20 protein-coding genes are annotated in these 22,431 nt (G+C 61.4%); 9 read left to right on the forward strand and 11 right to left on the reverse strand.

Going from position 1 to position 22,431, the window contains the following annotated elements:
- Positions 1-8: 8 nt before the first annotated feature.
- The 3 genes from GT571_RS02000 to GT571_RS02010 all read right to left on the reverse strand — a co-directional run bounded on the left by GT571_RS02000 (position 9) and on the right by GT571_RS02010 (position 2,840).
- On the reverse strand, positions 9-890 hold the full coding sequence (locus GT571_RS02000; RefSeq protein ID WP_022095035.1) for a branched-chain amino acid ABC transporter permease: 882 nt from the start codon (positions 888-890) through the stop codon (positions 9-11).
- A 139-nt stretch (positions 891-1,029) separates the two neighbouring features.
- Positions 1,030-2,217, reverse strand: coding sequence for an ABC transporter substrate-binding protein (locus GT571_RS02005; protein WP_161155122.1), 1,188 nt, complete (start codon positions 2,215-2,217; stop codon positions 1,030-1,032).
- 269 nt (positions 2,218-2,486) lie between these two features.
- Positions 2,487-2,840 carry a type 1 periplasmic-binding domain-containing protein gene (locus GT571_RS02010; RefSeq protein WP_226790394.1) on the reverse strand — a complete coding sequence of 118 codons (354 nt, stop codon included), beginning with the start codon at positions 2,838-2,840 and terminating at the stop codon, positions 2,487-2,489.
- Between the two features lie 184 nt (positions 2,841-3,024).
- Here GT571_RS02010 and GT571_RS02015 point away from each other — a divergent pair, with 184 nt between their 5' ends.
- Both GT571_RS02015 and GT571_RS02020 read left to right on the forward strand, forming a co-directional pair.
- Positions 3,025-4,368, forward strand: coding sequence for a homoserine dehydrogenase (locus GT571_RS02015; RefSeq protein ID WP_161155124.1), 1,344 nt, complete (start codon positions 3,025-3,027; stop codon positions 4,366-4,368).
- A gap of 214 nt (positions 4,369-4,582) precedes the next feature.
- Positions 4,583-5,332, forward strand: coding sequence for an SDR family NAD(P)-dependent oxidoreductase (locus GT571_RS02020; protein WP_138340724.1), 750 nt, complete (start codon positions 4,583-4,585; stop codon positions 5,330-5,332).
- Between the two features lie 284 nt (positions 5,333-5,616).
- Here GT571_RS02020 and GT571_RS02025 read toward each other — a convergent pair whose 3' ends face one another.
- Positions 5,617-7,179 carry a cation:proton antiporter domain-containing protein gene (locus GT571_RS02025; protein WP_006234446.1) on the reverse strand — a complete coding sequence of 521 codons (1,563 nt, stop codon included), beginning with the start codon at positions 7,177-7,179 and terminating at the stop codon, positions 5,617-5,619.
- A gap of 184 nt (positions 7,180-7,363) precedes the next feature.
- Between GT571_RS02025 and GT571_RS02030 the strand changes: the two genes are divergently transcribed.
- Positions 7,364-11,110, forward strand: coding sequence for a phosphoribosylformylglycinamidine synthase (locus GT571_RS02030; RefSeq protein WP_161155126.1), 3,747 nt, complete (start codon positions 7,364-7,366; stop codon positions 11,108-11,110).
- Between the two features lie 101 nt (positions 11,111-11,211).
- The gene (locus GT571_RS02035) at positions 11,212-12,147 is read left to right on the forward strand and encodes a DMT family transporter (protein ID WP_161155128.1); all 936 of its coding nucleotides are present in this window, start codon (positions 11,212-11,214) and stop codon (positions 12,145-12,147) included.
- A gap of 99 nt (positions 12,148-12,246) precedes the next feature.
- On the opposite strand, the gene GT571_RS02040 is transcribed toward GT571_RS02035, so the two are convergent.
- The 4 genes from GT571_RS02040 to GT571_RS02055 form a co-directional block, all read right to left on the reverse strand.
- Positions 12,247-13,389, reverse strand: coding sequence for a diguanylate cyclase domain-containing protein (locus GT571_RS02040; protein WP_161155130.1), 1,143 nt, complete (start codon positions 13,387-13,389; stop codon positions 12,247-12,249).
- A 190-nt stretch (positions 13,390-13,579) separates the two neighbouring features.
- On the reverse strand, positions 13,580-14,602 hold the full coding sequence (locus tag GT571_RS02045; protein ID WP_161155132.1) for a 2-keto-3-deoxygluconate permease: 1,023 nt from the start codon (positions 14,600-14,602) through the stop codon (positions 13,580-13,582).
- A 142-nt stretch (positions 14,603-14,744) separates the two neighbouring features.
- Complete coding sequence (locus tag GT571_RS02050; protein WP_161155134.1) at positions 14,745-15,068, reverse strand: AzlD domain-containing protein; 324 nt, start codon at positions 15,066-15,068, stop codon at positions 14,745-14,747.
- A complete protein-coding gene (locus GT571_RS02055; RefSeq protein ID WP_161155136.1) occupies positions 15,058-15,750 on the reverse strand; it encodes an AzlC family ABC transporter permease in 693 nt (230 codons plus the stop codon). Before GT571_RS02055 ends, GT571_RS02050 begins: the two co-directional genes overlap by 11 nt.
- A gap of 126 nt (positions 15,751-15,876) precedes the next feature.
- Between GT571_RS02055 and GT571_RS02060 the strand changes: the two genes are divergently transcribed.
- Positions 15,877-16,689: an HD domain-containing protein gene (locus GT571_RS02060; RefSeq protein ID WP_161155138.1), complete on the forward strand. Its 813-nt coding sequence runs from the start codon at positions 15,877-15,879 to the stop codon at positions 16,687-16,689.
- Here the strand turns inward: GT571_RS02060 and GT571_RS02065 are convergent.
- The 3 genes from GT571_RS02065 to GT571_RS10195 are packed head-to-tail and all read right to left on the reverse strand — an operon-like array spanning position 16,686 to position 20,311.
- Positions 16,686-17,891 carry an electron transfer flavoprotein subunit alpha gene (locus tag GT571_RS02065; protein ID WP_161155140.1) on the reverse strand — a complete coding sequence of 402 codons (1,206 nt, stop codon included), beginning with the start codon at positions 17,889-17,891 and terminating at the stop codon, positions 16,686-16,688. The genes GT571_RS02060 and GT571_RS02065 overlap by 4 nt on opposite strands.
- Positions 17,892-18,707, reverse strand: a complete 816-nt coding sequence (locus tag GT571_RS02070; RefSeq protein ID WP_089573320.1) for an electron transfer flavoprotein subunit beta/FixA family protein — start codon at positions 18,705-18,707, stop codon at positions 17,892-17,894.
- A 2-nt stretch (positions 18,708-18,709) separates the two neighbouring features.
- A complete protein-coding gene (locus GT571_RS10195; RefSeq protein WP_161155142.1) occupies positions 18,710-20,311 on the reverse strand; it encodes an FAD-linked oxidase C-terminal domain-containing protein in 1,602 nt (533 codons plus the stop codon).
- A 345-nt stretch (positions 20,312-20,656) separates the two neighbouring features.
- Here GT571_RS10195 and GT571_RS02080 point away from each other — a divergent pair, with 345 nt between their 5' ends.
- From GT571_RS02080 to GT571_RS02095, 4 genes are all read left to right on the forward strand, one after another.
- Positions 20,657-20,953 (forward strand): hypothetical protein, encoded by a 297-nt coding sequence (locus GT571_RS02080; protein ID WP_089573322.1) that lies wholly within the window; start codon positions 20,657-20,659, stop codon positions 20,951-20,953.
- Positions 20,950-21,459, forward strand: a complete 510-nt coding sequence (locus tag GT571_RS02085; protein ID WP_099431401.1) for a cell division protein FtsQ/DivIB — start codon at positions 20,950-20,952, stop codon at positions 21,457-21,459. The genes GT571_RS02080 and GT571_RS02085 overlap by 4 nt, the downstream gene beginning before the upstream one ends.
- 90 nt (positions 21,460-21,549) lie before the next feature.
- A complete protein-coding gene (locus GT571_RS02090) occupies positions 21,550-22,149 on the forward strand; it encodes a hypothetical protein (protein WP_089573324.1) in 600 nt (199 codons plus the stop codon).
- Positions 22,133-22,414 carry a hypothetical protein gene (locus GT571_RS02095; protein WP_117640550.1) on the forward strand — a complete coding sequence of 94 codons (282 nt, stop codon included), beginning with the start codon at positions 22,133-22,135 and terminating at the stop codon, positions 22,412-22,414. Before GT571_RS02090 ends, GT571_RS02095 begins: the two co-directional genes overlap by 17 nt.
- The last annotated feature ends 17 nt before the right edge of the window (positions 22,415-22,431 follow it).

Below are 22,431 nucleotides of genomic sequence, written 5' to 3' on the forward strand. Positions count from 1 at the left end.
ACGCTCACCTACACCTTCTCGGGGACGTACTTGCCCAAGAGGCCGGCAGGCTTGACGAGCAGGACGATGATCAGAACACCAAAGACGATGGAGTTGGCAAGGCTCGTGGAAATGTAAGCCTGCGCCATCGCCTCGATGATACCGATGAGAATGCCACCGACAAAAGCGCCGGGGATGGAGCCGATGCCACCGAAGACTGCGGCGTCGAAGGCCTTGATGCCAGGCATGGCACCCGTCGTGGGTTGCAGCACCGGCGAGTAGGAGCACAGCAGCACGCCGGCGATGGCGGCAAGGGCAGAGCCGATGGCAAACGTCATCGAGATGGTGCGGTTGACGTTGATGCCCATGAGCTGAGCGGCGGCCTTGTCCTCGGACACGGCGCGCATGGCTTTGCCCATCTTGGTCTTTCCTGTAAAGAACATCAGGCCGGCCATGATAACCAGGCAGGCGACGATGGTGACGAGCGAGACGGCGCTTACGTTGAACTTGGCCAAGAACTCCGGCACCTGGAAGGTGACGAGCGAAGTGAAGTTCTTGGGCGTGGCGCCCCACAGAAGCTGCGCGGCGTTCTGCAGGAAGTAAGACACGCCGATAGCCGTGATCAGAACGGCCAGCGGGCCTGCTTGGCGCAGCGGCTTATAGGCCAGACCCTCAATGAGAACACCGAGAACCGTGCAGGCCACGCAAGAGAGAACTACAGATGCCCAGCCCGGGAGGCCGAGATACGACGTGGCGCAGAACGAGACATAGGCACCGACCATGATGACATCGCCGTGAGCGAAGTTCAGCATCTTGGCGATACCGTAGACCATGGTGTAGCCCAACGCGATGATGGCGTAGACGCTGCCCATGGACAGGCCGTTGACCAGGTATTGGATAAAGACCGTCATGTTCCACATCCCCCTTTCGAATAGGTTTCCAGTTGATGTATGAAACAGGGACGTTACATCGTCCCTAGATACCAAGCAAGCAGGGAAGGCCAAAACCTCCCCTGCTTGGGATCAAAACCGCTCTATGTAAGGCGGCCAATTAGGCCTGTACGTACTTGCCGTCGGTGATGACGTACGCCGTGGGCTCCTTCTGGACCTGGCCCTTGTCGTTCCAGGAGAGCTTGCCAGTCAGACCGTCAACAGTAATGTTGCGCATAGCCTCGGGAAGTTTCTCGGCAACCTCGGTGGGGTCGGCGTCGACACCCAGGCCGGCCTCCTTGAGAGCCTCGACCACCGCATGCACGCCGTCGTAGGCGTCGGCGGCAAACTGGTCGGGGGTATCGCCGTACTTATCTTTGTAAGCGTTGACGAAGTCGGCGTTCTTCTCGTCGTCGGCTGAGAACGGGGTCATGAGCAGCAGACCCTCGGCAAGAGAGGTGTCGAAGCCCTCAACGCCCAGGATGCCGTCCATGCCATCGCAGCCCATCATCTTGACATCGTAGCCCATGTCCTTGGCGTTCTTGAGCAGGACGGACGCCGGCGTGTAGTAGATCGGCGCGAAGATCATGGTGGCGCCGGCCTGCTTGGCCTTGGTCAGCTGGTTGGTAAAGCTCGTGGCGGAGTCGTCCTTAAAGGTCTCCTCGTCAACAATCTCGAGCTTAGACTCAGCGGCCTGGGCCTTAAAGGAATCTGCGATGCCCGAAGAATAGGCGTCGCCGGAGTTATAGAAGAGCACGAACTTCTCGTCCGCATACTTCTGCGCCAGGAACTTGGCAGCGTTGACACCCTGGTTGGGGTCGGTGAAGCAAACCTGGAAGACGCAATCCTTGCCCTTGGTAACGTCCTCGGAGGACGCGGACGGGGTGATCATGAACGTCTTGGGGTCGTTACCGCACTCTGCGGCAACGGCAACCGACGCACCCGTGGTGGTCGGACCGACGAGGGCCTGCATGCCCCAGTCGAGCAGGGTGTTGAAGGCGTTGACGGCCTTCTCGCCGTCAGCCTGGTCGTCCTCGGCCTTGCTGACAAGCGGCAGCTCCTTGGTCGAGAAATCCTTGCAGCCAAGCTCGACAGCCTGTGTAACGGACTTGCCGTAGGACGCGTTGGCGCCGGTCAGCGGGCCGATGGTGCCGATCTTAAACGAAGCGTCGCCCGACGCGGAACCGCTGTCGCCGCCGTTGGAGGAGCAGCCAGCTAGAATGGACATCGCCCCCAGACCTGCTGCGCTCGCGATAACGCTCCTGCGATTCATAACAGGGTTCAATGACTTACCGGTGAGGCTCGACATGCGGCTCTCCTCTCAAATCTCGTCGGGTTTCGGTTACCCGACAGGCCATCCTTCGCCGTGTTCGGCGTTCGCAAAATACTAGACGCTTTAGTTAAGGAAAGTGGCGATTATTTCAACTTTTCTTTTGATTTGTTCATTTATCCATAATCATGCGTATTTCTGTCGGTTTATGCAGTTTAGCCACTTTATTGTGTGAAAGTAATGTTTCCGTTCTGTTACAGGCGTCCCCGCCCTGAATAAAACGGCCCCACCGGTCTCGTTATATGCACTTAGGCGGCGATGTACTTGCCGTCCTGAATCACATAGGCCGTAGCGGGCTTTTCGACTTGGCCCTCATCGTTCCACGTCAGCTCGCCCGTCAGGCCCTCGATCTTGATCTTGCGCATGGCCTTGGTGAGCTGGTTGGTAAAGCTCGTGGAAGAATCGTCCTTAAAGGTCTCGGTATCAACGATATCAAGCTTGGACGCCTTGGCCTGCTCGGCAAAGGCGTCGGCAACGCCCGAGCTGTACGTATCGCCGGAGTTGTAGAACAGGGCGACCTTGGCGTCCGTATACTTCTCGGCCAAGAACTTCGCGGCGCTGGTGCCCATGGTGGGGTCGGTGAAGCAAACCTTATGGTGCAAACGTTGACAGTTTGTTACGGAGTTCCGTTTGTAGCGAGCGTGTTTCCAATGTTTCCGCAGCGTTTCGGGGGTGGCGTTTTGTGCTGCTCCCGCTGCCAGGCAAGCACGCGCCCGCACTTCACGCTAGAATGCACTCAACCTTTAAGCGGTTAATCCATCCATAAGATGCACGAAGGAGCTATCTATGAGCGAACCCATGCGCACCGTGAACGTCGGTCTGATCGGTCTGGGAACCGTCGGCGGCGGCGTGGCCCGTCTGATCAAGAGCCACCACGATGAGTACCTGGCAGCCTACGGCATCGACCTTAAGCTGACCCGCGCCTGCGCGCTTGCTTGGGAGCAGGCCGAGGCAGCAGGCATTGAGCGCGAGGCCTTTACGAGTGACTGGCACGATGTCGCAACCGACCCCGCCGTCGACATCGTCGTCGAGCTGATCGGCGGCGAGCATCCCGCAACCGAGATCTTCACCACTGCCTTTGAGCACGGCAAGCACGTCGTCTCTGCCAACAAGGCCCTGCTGGGCCGTCACGTCGAGACGCTTGCCGAGAAGGCGCGCGCGTGCGGCGTGCAGATTAAGTGCGAGGCCAGCTGCGGCGGCGGCATCCCCATCGTGAGCACGCTTGAGCACGACCTGGTAGGCAACAAGATCCTGACCATCGCCGGCATCCTCAACGGCACCACCAACTACATCCTGTCGCGCATGGACGCCGAGGGCGCCGATTACGCCGACGTACTTGCCGACGCACAGGCAAAGGGCTATGCCGAGGCCGACCCGTCCGCCGACGTCGACGGCTTCGATGCCGCCAGCAAGACAGCCATCCTCGCCTCCATCGGCTTTGGCACCCGCGTTACCACCGACGATGTGTACCAGCAGGGCATCCGCACCATCGGTGCCGAGGATATCGCCCAGGCCCGCGAGCTCGGCTACACCATCAAGCTGCTGGGCATCGCCCGCAACACCAACGCCGGCGTCGACGTTCGCGTGCATCCCACGCTCATCCCGGCAGACCATATGCTCGCCAAGGTCAACGGCGCCATGAACGCCGTCTACGTGGTAGGCGACGCCGTGGGCGAGACCATGTTCTACGGTGCCGGCGCAGGCTCCTTCCCCACCGCGAGCGCCGTCGTGGGCGATATCCTGTCGCTCTCCGAGCAGATCAGCCGCGGCGTGGCTCCGCTGCCCGAGATTGAGCCCTATGGTCACAACCTCGCCTTTAAGCCCATGGACGAGCTCCAGACTAAGTACTATGTGCGCCTGAAGGTCGCCGACCGCGTGGGTGCCCTGTCCGAGACGGTCGACATCTTTGCCAAGCACAACATCTCGATCTCGCTCATCAACCAGGTCGAGGACGGCAAGTCGGGCGCCAGCGATACTTGCTCGGTCATCTTCCTGACGCACCGCGCGCTCGAGAAGGACGTCCAGGCTGCCACCGCCGAGCTTGCCAGCGTCGACTGCGTAGCCGAGGTCGCCAACGTCCTGCGCATCGAGGACGTTGAGGCTTGGACCGAAGGCGTCATGGCGAACTAGCTCAACGCTCGCCTAGCAATACACGCTTTGAGGGCTCCCGTCCGATGCGGGACGGGAGCCCTTTTGTCTCCTGCCCTAAGCACAACGGCAGAGCACATTTGCGCGAGCCGCTCATCGGTAACGCGGGCTACCGTTCACCGATATGCAAACACGGCCGATTCCAGTTACGGCTACGCTGTGCTGCGAATGTCCGCCCGCGATGAGAGGAAATACCATGTTGCTCGAGGGCAAGAAAGCAATCATCACCGGAGGCACGCGCGGTATCGGCTATGCCATCGCCTGCCGTTTTATCGAGGAAGGCGCCGCCGTCACCGTCTTTGGCTCGCGTCAGGAGACCGCCGATGCGGCCGTTGAGAAGCTGACAGCCGCCTATCCCGACGCCAAGGTCTGGGGCCGCTCCTGCGACCTCACCTCACTCGAAGCCGTGACCGAGGCCTTTACCCAGGCTGCAGCCGACATGGGCGGCTTGGACACGGTCGTCAACAATGCCGGTATCTCCCAGCGTTCACCCCTCTTGGACTACACGGCCGAGGAGTTCGCAAAGGTCATGGACCTTAACGTCGTCGCCGTCTTTAATGGCCACCAAGCTGCCGCCAAGATCATGACCGAGGCCGGCCACGGCGGCACCATCACCACCACGAGCTCGATGGTTGCCAAGTACGGCCAGCCCTCTGGCGTCGGCTATCCAACGTCCAAGTTTGCCGTCAACGGCATGGTCCAGTCGCTCTCGCGCGAGCTCGCCCCCATGGGCATTCGCGTCAATGCCGTAGCACCCGGTGTAACCAAAACCGACATGGTCGCCAACCTGCCTGAAGAGGTTATTAAGCCCATCGTCGCCACCATTCCGCTGGGTCGCATGGGCGAGCCCGAGGATGTCGCCAACGCCTTTGTTTTCCTGGCGAGCGACATGTCCTCCTATGTCACGGGCGCCGTGCTCCCCGTCGACGGAGCCGCCCGCTCCTAAGGAGCCACAAGCTTTGGCTTCAAGCTTCAACATAGCTCAACCAAAAAGGCGCGCCGTCTGAATCAACTGCAGACAGCGCGCCTTCTCCTGTTATGAAAGGGAAACTATGTCCCAGTATTTCGGATCAGAACGGGGCACGGTTTCCCCCAGGACCTCCTTGCGGAAACTGCATCCCACTCTGAGCGCCCATTCCGGGACACAGCTTCCCAACGGCCCCCGTTTCGGAAACCACATCCCGTTCCGAGCCTTCAAAGCGGGACGCGGCTTCCCCGAGAAAGTATCGACTACTTACCGTCGTCGTCTTCGGCTTCTTCGCGCGCATAGAGCTCCAGCATGCGACGGCGGTATTCGCGCACAGCGAGCTTGGCGCGCTCCAGGCGGCGGCGCTCACGCGGAGTCAGCTCGGACGGGTCGACCTCGTCTCCATAGGTCTTATCGGCAAGCAGGTGCGCCGCGTCCACGATGCGGGCATCGATGTGGCCGCTCGCTGCCTCGGCGGAAAGACGCTCGGCAATCGTATCGAGCGTAGGCAGGCCCTCGAATACGCGACCATGGCCATGCGAGGTCAGCAGCTCGTGCTCGCGCGCGAGCAAGCTCGCTAGGTCGTGGTGGGCGCGCAAGATGTCGAGCGCATCGGATGGATGCTCGGCAACCTCTGCCACGGCGGCGACCGGTGCGGCATCCACCACGCGGTAGAAGAGCTGCGCGAGCAATGGCATCAAGAACACCGTGATGGCACCGGCGGCAACCATGACCGACGCAATATCTTGCGACAGCGCGCCCGCGTTGACGGCAACGCTCGTAACGGCAACGATGATCGGCAGCGCCGTGGTGCAGTACAGGGCCACGGTAATGCGACCATACGCCGACACATCGCGCGTCGCAGGACAAATGCTCATGGAAATAAGAATGGGCACGGCACGAATAATCAACAACGCCACGATAAAGCCCACGAGCAGACCCGGGCGCGACGCCACGGCCGTCAGATCGATCTTTGCGCCCGATACGGTAAAGAACACCGGAATCAAAAAACCGTAGGCCAGACCGTCGAGCTTGGTCTCGAGCGTATGGTTGCCCTCGGGGATGATATAGCGCAGGACAAAGCCGGCGGCAAAAGAACCCAACACGATGTCGAGATCAAAGACAGCCGAGAATGCCACGAGCGTGACCAGGATGAGCACCGTCAGGCGCACGAAGGTCTGTGATGTGGTATCGGCGCGTTCCTCGACAAACGCAAAGAAGCGGCTGCCGACGCGCTTGGAGCGGCTTGGGACCACGGCCAGCAACACGCAAACCACCGCAAACAAGCCAAGGATTACGAGCGTTTGGATGCCAGTGCGGGCAGACAACAGCACCGACATGGCGAGCACGGGACCGAGCTCGCCCCAAGTGCCATACGCGAGAATCGAGTCGCCCACGCGCGTGCCGGTGAGCGAGCGCTCACGCATGATGGGCACAAGCGTACCGAGCGCCGTCGAAGTGAGGGCAAGCGTCACGGCGATACCGTCGAAATGACTGACTGAGAACCACGGGGTAAAGCGCACGGCAAGCCAGGCGATACCAAACGTGACGACCCACGTCGCCAAGCCGTAGCGCCCCTCGACGCCCGTGATGCTCTTGGGGTCGATCTCAAAGCCGGCAAGCAGGAACAAAAAGGCCAGGCCCAGCTCGGACACAAGCGAGACCTCAGCATCTACATGGATGACGCCGAGCATATGGGGTCCCAGTACCGCGCCGAGCACGAGCAAAAAGACCGTCTCGGGAACGGGTTTTCCGGGAATCGCCGAGGCGATAAAAGGACTCGCAAAGGCCACGAGTGCGATGATGGCGAGCGAAACGAATGCCATGTGATGCCTTTCTCTTGTTTGCGCTTCACTGTAGCACCCTCGCCGTCCTCAACGCGCCGCGAGCTGTCGTATCATAGTGAGGTTTACAAACATGTGGCTCAAGGCGACCGCAGGGCAGACCCCGCAAACCGACCGCTGCCGCATACCGTACCGTACGCCCAACCGATCAGGAAGGCAGGAACCAATGGTCTCTCGTATCTACGTGGAGAAGAAACCCGGGTTCGACGTCGAGGCTCAGCAGCTCAAGGGCGAGCTGACCGAAATTCTCGGCATCAAGGGCATCGAGGCCCTGAGGATTATCAACCGCTACGACGTCGAGGGCATCGACAAGGAGCTTTTCCGGTCCTGCGTGCCGACCGTCTTTAGCGAGCCCCAGGTCGATGTGACCTACGACGAGCTCCCCGCAAGCGATGGCGCCGTCTTTGCCGTCGAATTCCTGCCTGGCCAGTTTGACCAGCGCGCCGACTCCGCCAGCGAGTGCGTGCAGCTCATCAGCCAGGGCGAGCGCCCCGCCGTGCGCTCCGCCAAGGTCTATATGATCTCGGGCGCTCTGGACGAAGCCGCCGTCGAGGCCATCAAGCACTACGTGGTGAACCCCGTCGAGGCGCGCATCGCCTCGCTCGACCTGCCCAAGACGCTGTACATGGAGACCCCCGAGCCTGCGCCCGTCGAGGTGCTCGACGGCTTCCGCGAGCTCGACGAGGCCGGCCTTGCCGCCTTTATCTCCGAGCGCGGTCTTGCCATGGACGAGGCGGACATCGCCTTCTGCCAGCAGTACTTCCGCGATGAGGATCGCGACCCCACCATCACCGAGATCCGCGTGATCGACACCTACTGGTCCGATCACTGCCGCCACACCACCTTCGGCACCGTCCTGGATGACGTGACGATCGACGACGCCGTGGTGCAGCAGGCCTTCGACCGCTACATGGAAATGCGCCACGAGCTCGGTCGCGACGCCAAGCCCGTCTGCCTCATGGACATGGGCACCATCGGCGCCAAGTACCTCAAGAAGACCGGCGTCATGACCGATGTCGACGAGTCCGAGGAGATCAACGCCTGCACCGTCAAGGTGAAGGTCGATGTCGACGGCAAGGACCAGGACTGGCTGTTCCTCTTTAAGAACGAGACCCACAACCACCCGACCGAGATCGAGCCCTTCGGCGGTGCCGCCACCTGCGTGGGCGGTGCCATCCGCGACCCGCTGTCGGGCCGCAGCTACGTGTACCAGGCCATGCGTGTCACCGGCGCCGGCGACCCCACCGTCCCCGTGTCCGAGACGCTCGAGGGCAAGCTGCCGCAGCGTAAGCTCGTGACCACTGCTGCCGCCGGCTACTCCAGCTACGGCAACCAGATCGGCCTTGCCACCGGTCAGGTCAACGAACTCTATCACCCCGGCTACGTCGCCAAGCGCATGGAGGTCGGCGCCGTCGTGGGCGCTACCCCGGCAAACCACGTGCGTCGCGAGTGCCCCGCCCCCACCGACAAGATCATCCTGTTGGGCGGCCGCACCGGCCGTGACGGCATCGGCGGTGCCACCGGCTCCTCCAAGACCCAGAACACCGAGTCCATCGAGACATCGGGCGCCGAGGTCCAGAAGGGCAACGCCCCGGTCGAGCGCAAGCTGCAGCGCCTGTTCCGCCGCGGCGATGCCTGCCGTCTGATCAAGCGCTGCAACGACTTTGGCGCCGGCGGTGTCTCGGTCGCTGTAGGCGAGCTTGCCGACGGCCTGTATGTCGACCTTGATACCGTGACCAAGAAGTACGACGGTCTTGACGGCACCGAGCTCGCCATCTCTGAATCCCAGGAGCGCATGGCCTGCGCCGTCGCCGACGGTGACGTCGAGGAGTTCATGGGCTACGCCGCCGAGGAGAACCTGGAGGCGACCGTTATCGCCGAGGTTACCGCCGAGCCGCGCATGCGCATGGCCTGGAACGGCGTCGCCATCGTCGATCTGTCCCGCGAGTTCCTCAACTCCAACGGTGCGCCCAAGCACCAGGTCGCCCACGTCTGCGCCCGCAGTGTGTGGCAGCCCAGCTGGGCCGGTACCACGCTCGCCGAGCGCATGACCTCGCTCGTCACCGACCTCAACGTCGCTTCCAACAAGGGCCTTTCCGAGCGCTTCGACTCCACCATCGGCGCCGCGACCGTGCTTATGCCTTTTGGCGGCAAGACGCAGCTCACCCCGAGCTCGGCCATGGTCGCCAAGTTCCCCGTGGACGGCGAGACCACCACAGCGAGTGCCATGGCATGGGGCTTCAACCCCTATTTGATGGAGGCCGACCAGTTTGCGGGCGCCTACCTGTCCGTGGTCGAGTCCATCGCCAAGCTCGTTGCCGCCGGCTTTGAGCACAAGCGCGCCTACCTCTCCTTCCAGGAGTACTTCGAGCGCCTGCGCACCGAAGCAGAGCGCTGGGGCAAGCCCATGGCTGCCGTCCTGGGTGCCCTTATGGCCCAGGTCGACCTGGGTGCCGGTGCCATCGGCGGCAAGGACTCCATGAGCGGTTCGTTTGAGGACGAGACCGGCGAGCTCAACGTTCCGCCGACCCTGATCAGCTTCGCCGTCGCCGTGGGCAAGGCCGCCCGCGCCGTCTCGCCCGAGTTCAAGGGCCTCACGCACCGCGTCGTCCGCATCGCCCCCGCCACCTACGGCGAGGATTACCGCCCCGACGCCCAGCAGCTGCTCGCCGCGTTTGACGCCGTCGAGGCGCTCACCGCCAACGGCAACGCCCTGGCCATCTCCACGCCCGGCTACGGCTGCGGCGCCGAGAGCCTCTTTAAAATGTGCGTCGGCAACCAGATCGGTATCGAGCTTGCCGAGGATGTGGACGTGGAGAGCCTCTTCACCCCGCTCTACGGTAGCTTTATCGTCGAGCTCGCCGAGGATGCCGAGCTGCCCGAGGTCGCCGACGGCGTTGTCGTCGAGCCCCTGGGCACCACCGTCGAGGGCTATGTCATCGACACCGGCTCCGAGGTCATCGAGCTCGCCGAGCTCCAGGAGGCCTGGGAGAGCGGCATCGAGGGCGTCTTCGCCTACCGCAGCGCCGGCGAGACCCCCGAGGTCGAGACCATCGACTTCCGCGCCAAGGATATCCACGTGTACGGCGGCGCCAAGATCGCCCGCCCGCGCGTGATCATCCCCGTGTTCCCCGGCAACAACTGCGAGTACGACAGCGCCCGCGCCTTCCGTGCCGCCGGTGCCGAGGCCGACACCTTCGTGATCAACAACCTCACGCCCGAGGCCGTCGCCGAGAGCACCCACGAGCTTGCCCGCCGCATCCGTGCAAGCCAAATCGTTATGATCCCCGGCGGCTTCTCGGGCGGCGACGAGCCCGACGGCTCCGCCAAGTTCATCACGGCGTTCTTCCGCGCTCCCGAGGTCACCGAGGCAGTCCGCGACCTGCTCAAGGCCCGCGATGGCCTGATGCTGGGCATCTGCAACGGCTTCCAGGCCCTGATCAAGCTCGGCCTGGTGCCCTACGGCGACATCGTCGACGCCACGCCCGATGCGCCCACGTTGACGTTCAACACCATCGGTCGCCACCAGAGCCGTCTGGTGCGCACCCGCATCTCGTCCAACTTGTCCCCGTGGCTGTCGCAGTGCAGCCTGGACGACCCCTACACCGTCGCCATCAGCCACGGCGAGGGCCGCTTTGTCGCCAATGACGAAGTGCTCGCCCAGCTGATCGCCAACGGCCAGGTCGCCACGCAGTACGTGGGCGAGAACGGCAAGCCCAGCATGGATCTCTCCGTCAACCCCAACGGCTCCGCACTCGCCATCGAGGGCATCACGAGCCCCGACGGCCGCGTCCTGGGCAAGATGGGCCATGCCGAGCGTCGCGGCGACAACCTGTACCGCAACGTGCCCGAGCATGTCCCCGGCGATAAGTTCATGCCGATCTTTGAGAGCGGCGTGGCCTACTTCGCTTAAACCTTTCCCATCGGGTACAATCCCCCTCGGGTAACAACACCCGCCACCGACACATCCGGTGGCGGGTTCTTTTTTTGCTTCGCGCATGCAGGAAGGACATCATGGAAAGCCGCAAGCCGTATCTCGCCACCCTGCCCGGACTCATCCTGGGCTGTCTTGTTTGCTGTGCACTCTGGGGATCGGCCTTTCCCTGCATCAAGATCGGCTACGCACTCTTTGGTATCCCGGCGCACGATAGCGCCTCGCAGCTGCTCTTTGCGGGCTTGCGCTTCACGCTTGCCGGCGCCCTGGTTATCGTTGGGATGAGTGCGGCCCAACGCCGCCCCCTCATTCCGCAGGCTCGCGACATCAAGCCCATCTTTGTCTTGTCGCTCTTCCAGACTATCGGGCAGTACTTCTTTTTCTATCTGGGCCTCTCGCGCGCCAGCGCCATGTCGAGCTCCATCATCGAGGCCAGCGCCAACTTCCTCGCAATCCTCTTTGCCGCCCTGGCATTTCACACCGAGAAGCTCAATACGGCCAAGGCGCTTGGCTGTGCGCTGGGCTTTGCCGGCGTCGCGCTCGTCAACCTCTCGGGCGCAGATGGCACCTTTGGCTTCAGGCTCGATGGCGAGGGCTTTATCCTAGCCTCCACTGTCGCGGGTGCTCTTTCGACCTGCCTGATCGGCATCTTCTCGCGCAAACACGACGGCGTCTTGCTTGCCGGGTGGCAGTTCTTGGTCGGCGGCCTGGTCCTCACCGCCATCGGCTTTTTGATGGGTGGCGCGCTCTCCCCCACGGCGATTGCCCCTGCCATCGCGCTCATCATCTACATGGCGCTTATCTCCGCGGTCGCCTACTCGCTGTGGTCGCGCCTGCTTGCCGTCAACCCCGTCAGCCGCGTCTCGGTCTTTGGGTTTATGAACCCCGTCTTTGGCGTGCTGCTGAGCGCGCTGCTGCTCGGCGAGGGTGCTGGCACGAGCCCTGTTACCGTACTTGTTGCCCTGCTGTTGGTCTGCGGCGGCATCATCATCGTCAACAGGCCCAAAAAGGCCTAGCGAGCTCACCTTTTTAGGGAGGATGTTCGCACACTTTAGCTTAATGGAGTACATCGGAGAGCCGAGGGCCGCCATGCACGCAAGCTTGCACCCCTTTATCTAGCGTATCTGGATGCCAGCTTTCTTTTTCTCGGCCTTGACACGGTAGAGCTCCGCGTCGGCAGTACGAAACAAGTCTTGCCAGGTATCGACGCCATCACCAACCCGTGCGTAGCCGATGGACATCCGCAACAGATACGGAACCTCGGCGCGCGCGAGCTCATCGTTGATTGTCGCGCACAGATGCATGATATCCTGTTCCGCTACCGCCTTTTGGAGCACCACGAACTCATCGCCACCATAACGTGCGATAAAGCCGCCAGACGCCGAGCAGACTTCTTTGAGCGCAGCGGATATGACCTGAAGAGCGTGGTCGCCCTCCACATGCCCATAGCGATCGTTAATCTGCTTAAAGCCGTCGGCGTCCATCATAAGCAGATATACATCTTCAGCCTGATCCACATTTGAGAAGAGCGACAGCATATAGGTCTCAAAACGGTTGCGATTGTTAAGTCCAGTCAACGGGTCGGTCGAGATGAGCTGCTCCTGGTAGATGATGTAGAGCAGCAACATGCTAATCATTATGCCGACACAAAGGCCGGGCAGCGAGTATACGACCTGAAAGGTACCGCCCACCAGGGCCGGAATGGCGAAAAATGCCAAGGTTCGATAGATGGCCTTCGTCTGCAGGCTCTCGACCCTGCGAGATTGCACAAATGCATGCAGGGACGTATGTATAACGTAACAGTAGCTGACGATGGGCTGGATCATATAGGCAAAGCCGCGACGATACACGCCCTGCGAATCGATATAGAACAGGGCGTGCGTCCAGTAACTGGTAAACGCCAGCACGACCACCAGAGCCGTAGGCAACGCTACAAGCACCACCCTATAGCGCGAGGTCAAAAGGCGAGAACCCTGCACCGTCTCGGAATAGATAAACCAAATGAGACACGCGATAGCAAAGAGCGAAAACGAAACCGCGTTGGAAATCCAGTTGGCAGCAATGCCCAACGTGCCGTCCACACCGTCCGAAAGCGTCCAGATCATATCGAATAATATGTACGCGGCAGAGGTGTAGCCAAGCATGCTAAACAATAGCTGCTGGGTGCTCGAGAACAAGGAGCGACGACTTCGCACGGCAAGCCCGATAAGAACAATCATGCATAGCACGAATATCTCAATCTTGAGTGCCTTAACCACTAGCGCCATCCCTTCAATACCCAAGTGGTCAGAATCGCCCAATTCGAATCAGGGCAATAAACACCCCTTTACTCCGCAGGGGTAAAGGGGATAATAGCAGAGCGCCCGAACATCACTGCAAAACAGTTTCTGTTCGGGCGCCCATACGGCGCGAATTGCACACGCCGGCATCATTGATGGGTATCGATTGCTACTCGCCATCGATGTCAGTCACGACGGCCTCCTCGATGGCCTCGACACCGACAGGCGACAGATCCTCCTTGCCTTGGCAGAACTTCTTGTCGACCCAGCCAGTCAGAATCGGAGCCATGATCGCCGTGATGATAACGGCGGTGGCGATCTGAGCGTACGCGGTGGGCGCAAGCTCGGCGTAGCGCGGTGCGACCTCGGCGAGGGCAACCGGTGTGGTCATAGCCGTGCCGGCAATGGTGGAGCAAGCCACAGCGGCCTTGCCATTGCCGCCGCACAGACGCTCGAACGCAAAGGTGATGGGACCGACGACAAACAGCGTGACAAGGCCCAGCAAGATGCCGGAAATACCGCCGGTGATAAAGCTCGACAGGCTCATGGACGCACCGAGCTGAAATCCGATGACGGCAATCGCGGGATTGGCACCGGGAACCAGCAGGTTCTTGATAAACGGGAACAGGTTGCCCAGAACCATGCCAATAACGAGTGGCAAGATGGAGCCGATAATGGTGCCAATGGGAATGTTGGCGAGGCCGGAAACACCGAGGATGGTCATCGTGACGGCGGGGCCAGCCGTAAAGAACAGGATACCGACGGCGCCCCGCTCGGACTCATCGCCGAACTCGCCCATGATGCCCGTATAGAGCGCCATGTTGCAAAACGTGATGCCGCCGATGATAGACACGGAGCTCAGACCCAGGAAGTTGTCGTTAAAGCAATATGCCACGCCCAGGCCGAGAGCCGCTGCGACGACCAGCTTGGGGATCAGCACGACGATACCGGTCTTGATGGCACCCGGCGTGGACTTAAAGCTGATGCCGGCGCCCACAAACAGCAGGATCGCGGCGACGATGGTATTTGAGCCACCGCGGCAGGCAGCCGTAAAGAATCCGCCGATCTCAAAAACCTGCGGGCAGAAGGTGTTGAGCAAAAGACCGACGATCATCGGATAGATCATGATGTCGCCCGGGATGCGCGGGACCTTGAATTTCTTTTGCTCGTTGGCGGTTGCTTCCTGTGCCATGAAACCCCCATTTCCGCTGACGGGGTACAAAAGCCCACGTCACGCTTTGCTACAGTAAAGTTTGACCATGGTACCAAAAGAAATAGACCAGCTCGGTGAGAAATTCGATTCGTTGGACAGGGGCGCTAAACGTGCCCTGCTCTTATATGAGGCTCAAAACGATATAGAACACGATGCCCGAAACACAGCACCACAGCATCGATTTTGTCTTGACCGCCACGGCCACGACGCCGGCAGCCGCAGTCCAGGGAACCAAGGCAGGCCAGGGTCCCGCGTCGAACGCGCCGGGGCTCACCAAGTCGTTGGCGACCAGCGCGGCAAAGGCAGCGGGCGGGATATAACCCAGGGCCTCGGTAATGCGGGGCGACAGCGTTCTCCCGCGCAAGGCAAACGCCGGCGCGACGCGAAAGAACGCGATAGCAGCCCACGACGACAGCCACAGAACCAAGAACTCGTTAACGGGCATCGCGGGCACCTCTTCCGTCTAATACAGCATCGCACGCCAGCGCAATGGCAATGCCGACCACGACGCTTGCCGGCACGGCAATATTCACGAGGCCCAAGAACTTGCATACGGCGACGGACACCGCGCCCGAAACCGCCGCGACAACGTTGCCGCGCGACAGCCGCTGCGAAAAGAGTAGACAGATAAAGAGCGACGTGCAGACAAAACTCGCAATAGCGGTGGGAACATCGACAACGGCACCGACGATGGCACCCATCGTGCACGAAGCGCCCCATGTCGCGATGAGGATCACGTTGAGCACGAAGGATTCGCGCGGGCCCCAATCCTCCCCCTCAACCAGCTTGGCAAGCGAGATGCCGTATGCCTCCTCGGTAAGCGTCGCGGCAACAGCCAGCGCCTGACGCTTCGAGGCACCCGTCAGATGCGGAGCGATCGATGCCGAGTAAAGCGCAAAGCGCGAGGAGATTGCGGCGACGCTCGCGACGATCGACGCCGCAGGCACACCTGCCAGCCACAGATTGCAGATCATAAACTGCCCGCTGCCCGTCACGAACGTGCTGCTCAGAGCAAAGACCATCCAGGGTTCCATTCCCGTCTGCCCCATGATCATTCCGCACGGCGCGCCTATTGCAACATAGGTAAGCATCACTGGCCAGACGGTTCTAACGATTTTGAGCACCATACGCTTCTCATCCTGACAAGGTCTCCGAGCCGCATGTAGCGACACGGCAGAATCATCATCCGACAGCAACCGAGTTCACCTACAATTGCCACCGGATCGAAAGACACAACTTTTTAGGAAGTCATTATGACAGCTATCGATCGAGACCGGGCGCGCGCGGCCTTCAAAAGCTACACCGATGCCTACGACGCCACTAACCCACGCATCGCGCTCAAAATCGAGCATACGTACCACGTGGCCGAGGCATGCGATGCCGTAGCACGCGAGCGGGGCTGGTCGTCAGAAGATATTGACCTGGCATGGCTTTGCGGCCTGCTACACGATATGGGCCGCTTTGAGCAGTTGCGGCGCTGGGACACCTTTAAGGACGCCGAGAGCATGGGCCATGCAGCGCTGGGCATCGAGGTCCTCTTTGGCGAGAATCCCGCCGATGCACCCGCCGTAACGAGCATCCGCGACTTTATCGATGACCCGGCAGAAGATGAGCTCATCCGAGCGAGCATTGCCTATCACAGCGATTTTCGTCTACCCGCGCAGCTCGACGAGCGTACGCGGCGCTTCTGCGATATCGTGCGCGATGGTGACAAGATCGACATTATGCGCACCATCGCCGACAGCACCGTCGAGACCATCCTTAAGGTGGATGAGGACGCATTTCTCGCCAGCCACTTCTCGGCACCGGCGCTTACCGCCTTTGACGAGCACCGCTGCGTCGCACGCGATGAGCGCGATGAGCCCGCAGACTACCTGGTGGGACTCATCTGCTTTATGTTTGAGCTCGTCTATCCAGCGAGCCGCGCGCTGGCGCGCGAACAGGGCGATATCCACCGCCTGCTCGACGCGCCCTTTGGCATTACGCGGCCCTTTACCGACCCCGCCACGCAGGCAACCTGGAGCCGCCTAAAGGACGAGATGCGCGACTGGCTGACGCGCGCTTAGCGCTCAAGCTGAGCCAGCAGCTCCTCAACGATCTCAACGGCATCGCCGACGACCTTGTACTGGGCGGCACCAAAGATGGGGGCATCCGGGTCCTCATTGATGGCGACAATGCACTCCGCCCCACCGATGCCGGCGAGATGCTGGATAGCGCCCGAGACACCGATGCTCACGAGGAGCTTGGGCGAGACCGATACGCCCGTCTGGCCAATTTGGTGGCGATACTCCAACCAGCCTGCCTCCACAATGGGACGCGTGCAACCAAGCTCGGCACCCAGGGCACCGGCGAGCTTTCGCATCAGGGGCAGATTCTTCTTGGAGCCGATGCCGCGGCCCACCACGACCAGACGCTCGGCATCGGCAATTGAGGCCTGCTGTCCCCACTCCTCGGCGGGAATCGAGATCTCGACGCGGGCCTTAACGTCATCCGCAAGCACTACCTGGGTAATCGTGCCGGAGCGGCTATAGTCAAACTCGGGCGCCTTAAAGATGCCGGGGCGCACCGTTGCCATCTGAGGACGGTGGTTGGGGCAGATAATGGTGGCCATCAGGTTGCCGCCAAACGCCGGGCGCGTCTGCTGCAGCAGACCCGTCTCCGTATCCATAGAAAGCACCGTGCAATCGGCCGTAAGACCCGTCTGCAAGCGCACGGCCACACCGGGCGCCAGCTCGCGACCAAAGGCGGTCGCGCCGTACAGAATGGCCTCGGGCTTGCGCTCGGCTACCAAATCGCAGATCAAGCGAGCGTAGACCTCCGCGTCGTTCTGACGCAGGCGCTCGTCACGACAGACCAGAACTTCGTCCGCACCGGCGCAAATCAGATGCTCCAGGTCCCCGAGTGAGCCCTCGGGGCTCATGCCGACCAGTGCCACCAGACGGCAGCCGCGGGCATCGGCAAGCTCGCGCCCCTTGCCCATGAGCTCGAAGGCCACGGATGCAACGGCATCGTGCTCGTCAGTCTGCACGAAGATCCAGATGTCTCGATATGCGTCAAGGTCTGCCGCGCCGGCGGCCTCGTCGCGCTCAATCGAGATGGCGTTGACGGGGCAGGCGTCGACGCACCCACCGCACAGGATACAGCCGTCGGTTACGCGGGCACAGCGATTGGGGCGCTCACCCTCCACCACAATGCCGCCCGAGGCGCAGGCGCGAACGCAGCGACCGCAGCCGATACAGGCTTCGCTATCGATAATCAGCCCGCTCATCTATGCCATCCCCTCAATAATCTTGGCAAGTTTTACCGCCTGCTCGGACGCCGTTCCCTCGACGGCCTCGCACGTTTGGTCACGGTCGGGCACAAACGAGCGCACGACCTGCGTCGGTGATCCGGCAAGGCCGCAACGCGAGGGGTCGGCGTTTACGTCGGCAGCGCTGGCCACGCGCACGTCTGCATCCTCGGCCGCGCGAATACCGGCAATACTCGGCATGCGCAGCTGGCCAATCTCCTTGGCGGTCGTCATCGCACACGGCATCTCCAGGTACACCGTCTCCTCGCCGGCATCGCAGCCGTGGACGAGTGCCAGCGAGCCACACGTCGTAAATCCCGCGCTCTGCACACAGCTCACGTCGGTCACGCAGGGGACCCCAAAGGCGCCGGCCAGCTCGGGGCCGATCTGGGCCGTATCGCCGTCCACTGCCATCTTGCCGCAGATGAGCAGGTCAAAGTCCTCATCGAGTGCCTCGATGCCGCATTTGAGGGCATAGGTGGTGGCTAGGGTATCGGCGCCCGCAAAGGCGCGATCGGTCAGCAGCAGCGCGTCGTCGGCACCGCGGGCGATGCAGTCGCGCAGCAGCGATTCGGTCGCGGGGATGCCCATCGACACCACCGTCACACGCACGTCCATGCCAAAGCCGATAAAGTCGTCCTTCAGCGCTAGCGCACATTCGAGGGCACTTGCATCGAAGGGATTGATGACCGCCTGCTTGCCATCACGCACGATAGTATTGGTCTTGGGGTCCATCTTGACCTCGGTGCTTCCGGGCACCGCCTTGACGCACACCACCATATGGAAATCACTCATCTTCACGCGCCCCCTTTCTGGACGAGTTCATCCAAGAGCTTCTCCGTAAACAGGTTGCCGCGACCCAGCTGGCCGGCAGGATCGAGCTGGAGTTTGAGGCGCGCCGACTCGACCATGGCCTCGTGGCCGTACATCGTCTCCAAGAAGCCCGCCTTGATCTTGCCGACGCCGTGTTCGGCAGAAACGGCACCGCCCATGGCCGTGACCTCGGAAGCCCACTGGGCAAAGAGCTCTCCACCACGACGGTAGTCTTGCGCATCGCGCGGCAGGATGTTCACATGCAGATGGTTGTTCCCGATGTGTCCCCAGGCAGCAGACTCAAGCCCGCTTTCGGCCAGCGTGCGGCGATAGAGGGCCACGACATCGGCAAGGCGTGCATTGGGCACCGACATATCCGATCCCAGCTTGGTAATGGTGGGGTCGGTGCGGCGACGCTCGTCAATGAGCATGTTGACGCTCTCGGGCACCGCGTGGCGGAAGAACCGCTGGCACTCGCGATCGACTTCGGTGCGGGCGACCCATGTCGCATCGTCGCGGCCGCCCGCAAACTCCAGCACCCATCCCAGGTGGTACAGCTCCTCGGTCGCCTGGGCCTCGTCATCACAATCGAGCTCCACGTAGACACATACCTTGGCCTCTTTGTCGAGCGCCGGCAGCGAGGCAAACGCTGTCGACTGCTCGCGCTGGCGACGCAGGATATCCAGGGCGCCAGCATCGAAATACTCAATAGCGGCGGCATGGGACAGCACGGGACGCAAGGAATCGGTAAAGGACACGGCCTTGTCTTCGCTATCGAAAAAGCAACTCACACCCCATACGACCGAAGGTGCCGCCTGCAGGGCGATCTCGAGCTCGGTAATGACGCCGAGCGTGCCGCACGCACCGATAAAAAGATCGATGGCGTCCATATCGTCCGCAACAAAATACCCCGAGGCATTTTTGGTCTTGGGCATGGTGTAGTCAGGAAGATCAAGCTCGAATGTATGACCCTCTGCCGTCACGAGCGACAGGTGGCGGCCCTGGGCAAAAGCCTCGCCGCGCTGAAGCTCAAGCAAATCGCCATCAGCCAGCGCGACGTGGAGTCCCGTGATATGCGGGCGCATGGGGCCGTAAGCGTAGCTGCGGGCGCCGGAGGCGTTGCATGCCGCCATGCCACCCAGACAGGCAGATGCCTCGGTGGGATCGGTGGGAAAGAACTGCTCGGGGGACTCTTGGAACTCCTCGTAGGCCTCAAGCGATGCCTGGTCCCAACCAGCGGTCGGCAGTACCTTCTTGCTCAGCTGCTTACGCAGCTCCGAGAGCACAACGCCCGGCTCCACGCGCAGCAGAAATTGGCCTTGTTCATCGCGGCGAAGGCCCAAGTAGCGATTCATACGGGAAGTATTGAGGATATGCCCACCGTGGGGCACGGCACCGGCGGCAAGGCCGGTTCGGGCGCCCTGAACCGTTACCGGGACACGCTCGGCATGGAGCGTTTCCAAAATGGCACGGACCTCGTCTTCCGTTGTCGGAAACGAGATGCTCGATGCTTCGCCCGATGCGCGAGATTCATCGCGGCCATACTCCTCGAACTCGTCGGTGAAGGGTTTAATGGTTGCAGACACGCGAACTCCCCCTTTAGCTAACTACAGTGTTTGCAGGGAGATGTTACCGCATCGTTTCGTCGACGTGTTCGAGACCGTCTCCATAATTGGCGTTTTTTACGTTCGTGCAATTCGGCGAACGGCAAGGCTTCCTCGGCAGACGATGCTTTTGACACATATCGCCCCGCCGTCGCCGACCGCTCGATTGTCGCTCGAAAAAAGTTGAAGTAATTTTTCCCACCTTTTACCTGCGGAGATGTCAATCCGTCAAGCATTTGGTCAGAAATTGGTCAAGTAGCGGCTGATACGGTCGGCATCGACAGCCAAAACCGATAGAAGTTTGGCCCCAGAAGCAGGGAGGTTCCCATGGCATATTACTGGCCCCAGTACGGCGTCGCCATCGAGGTCGACGACGATCCCTATCTCCTGCCTTTCGACGAAGAGGCGTTCCCCGATACGGCGGTCTACCACGTCACCACCGATGTTATCTGCGACCCCGAGTCGTTCTCGGCGCTCGCCCACCACATCGCGCGTATCCACGACATCGAGCTCCCTCACGACTTTGACGAGCTCATCTACTCGCGCCGCCTGATGCTTCACATGCTCTTTGGAGCGGACCCGTCCACGTTCGCACGTGTCTACACCACCAAGGACGCCGCATGAGTGCGAAGAAGCCGCCCCGCCTCGCAGGACTGGGGCGTCGCAAGAAACTCGTCGTTGTCTGTCTGGCTATCGTCTGCGCCCTCATCGCCGTAGGGCTATACGCCTGGCAGTCGCAGCCCGTGCCCGAAGCGGGCGCCTCAGTCACGACGGCAGAGGGTAAATCGCGACAAGAAATCCAAGATGAGCTCGATGCCATCGTCCGCGACAACATGATGACGATTTCGGTCGCGCCGGTCGCTCAGCTACAGGAGGACGGCAAGCTGCGCGTCAACGTGCAAAACGTCCAAGACAATAAATTTCCCCAGCGATTCCGCGTCATCCAAAACGACGAGACCATGTACGAATCCGGTGTGGTCGAGACCGGCAAGACAATCGAGACGTGCCCCGCCGGCGACATCAAAGAAGGCGAGGCATACATCGAGATCCAGGCACTCGATGCCAAGACCCTCGACAGCCACGGCAATCCGACACGTGTTAAGGTACGGGTTGAGCAAGCCGAGAACTAGCTTTTTCGGCCGACGCGGCACCGCACGCAATTCACCAGCATTCGTCCAATCATCGCGGGGACGGCCCGCGGCGAATAGAAAGGAACGACCATGGACATCACCAGGAACATGAACGGAGCCAGAGCGCTCGTCGTGGGCGCAGGGCTCGCGCTCGCGCTCGCAATGGGCGCCGCCCCGACGCCAGCTCTGGCAGCCGGGCGCGTTGGAACCACGAAAGTAATGGTCAGGACCGAGATCGACAACGTAGAGTTCAAAGTTCCGACGGTTATTCCCTTCGTCGCCAAGGCCGACGGCACGCTTCAGGGCCCCTCAGAAGACGCGACCACCATCGACAATCATTCGGCCTACGGCATCCATGTCACCAACATGAAGATCGACGCCATGAACACCTGGACCATTGCCGCCGACGCCAAGGCCGGAACCGCGCAGAATTCCATCGACTTTAAGGTCGGCCCCGACGGCGCACTCCAGAACGCCAGCGCCGCAATGCAGGAGACGGGCCTCGATCTTTCCAAGAATGCAGCCTTCGACATGGGCTACCAGGGCATTGCCGGCGGCACGGACAAAATTAAGCTCAAGACAAGCGGAAACGTCGCCCGCGTCACGCGCGACATCTTCCGCGTAACCGGCGAAGGCGATCAGGTTGCAACGATCACCTGGACGGTCGAGCCCGGTGCGCACACGGCATAAGGCCGTCGCCCTGGCCGCCGCCGTCAGTATCCTAGCGTTTGGGCCAGCCATGGCCTTTGCCCAGCAAGAACAGGCGCAGGCCGCCACGCAGGTGACGGTCGACCTCTCGGAGCTCGACCGCGGCAACTGCAAGGAACCGTTGGCACAGACAGACGACAGACGATGGCTCTTGGCAGCAGGCGCCACGGCAGCAGGCGCGGGAACCGCCGGCCTCGGTCTGCACATCAAACGCAGCCAGAAACGAAACACGGACAGGCCGCACTAAATTAGCTAAGGAGACCC

Origin of the sequence: Collinsella aerofaciens, from assembly GCF_009876115.1 — a bacterium.
Classification (GTDB): Bacteria; Actinomycetota; Coriobacteriia; order Coriobacteriales; family Coriobacteriaceae; genus Collinsella; species Collinsella aerofaciens_N.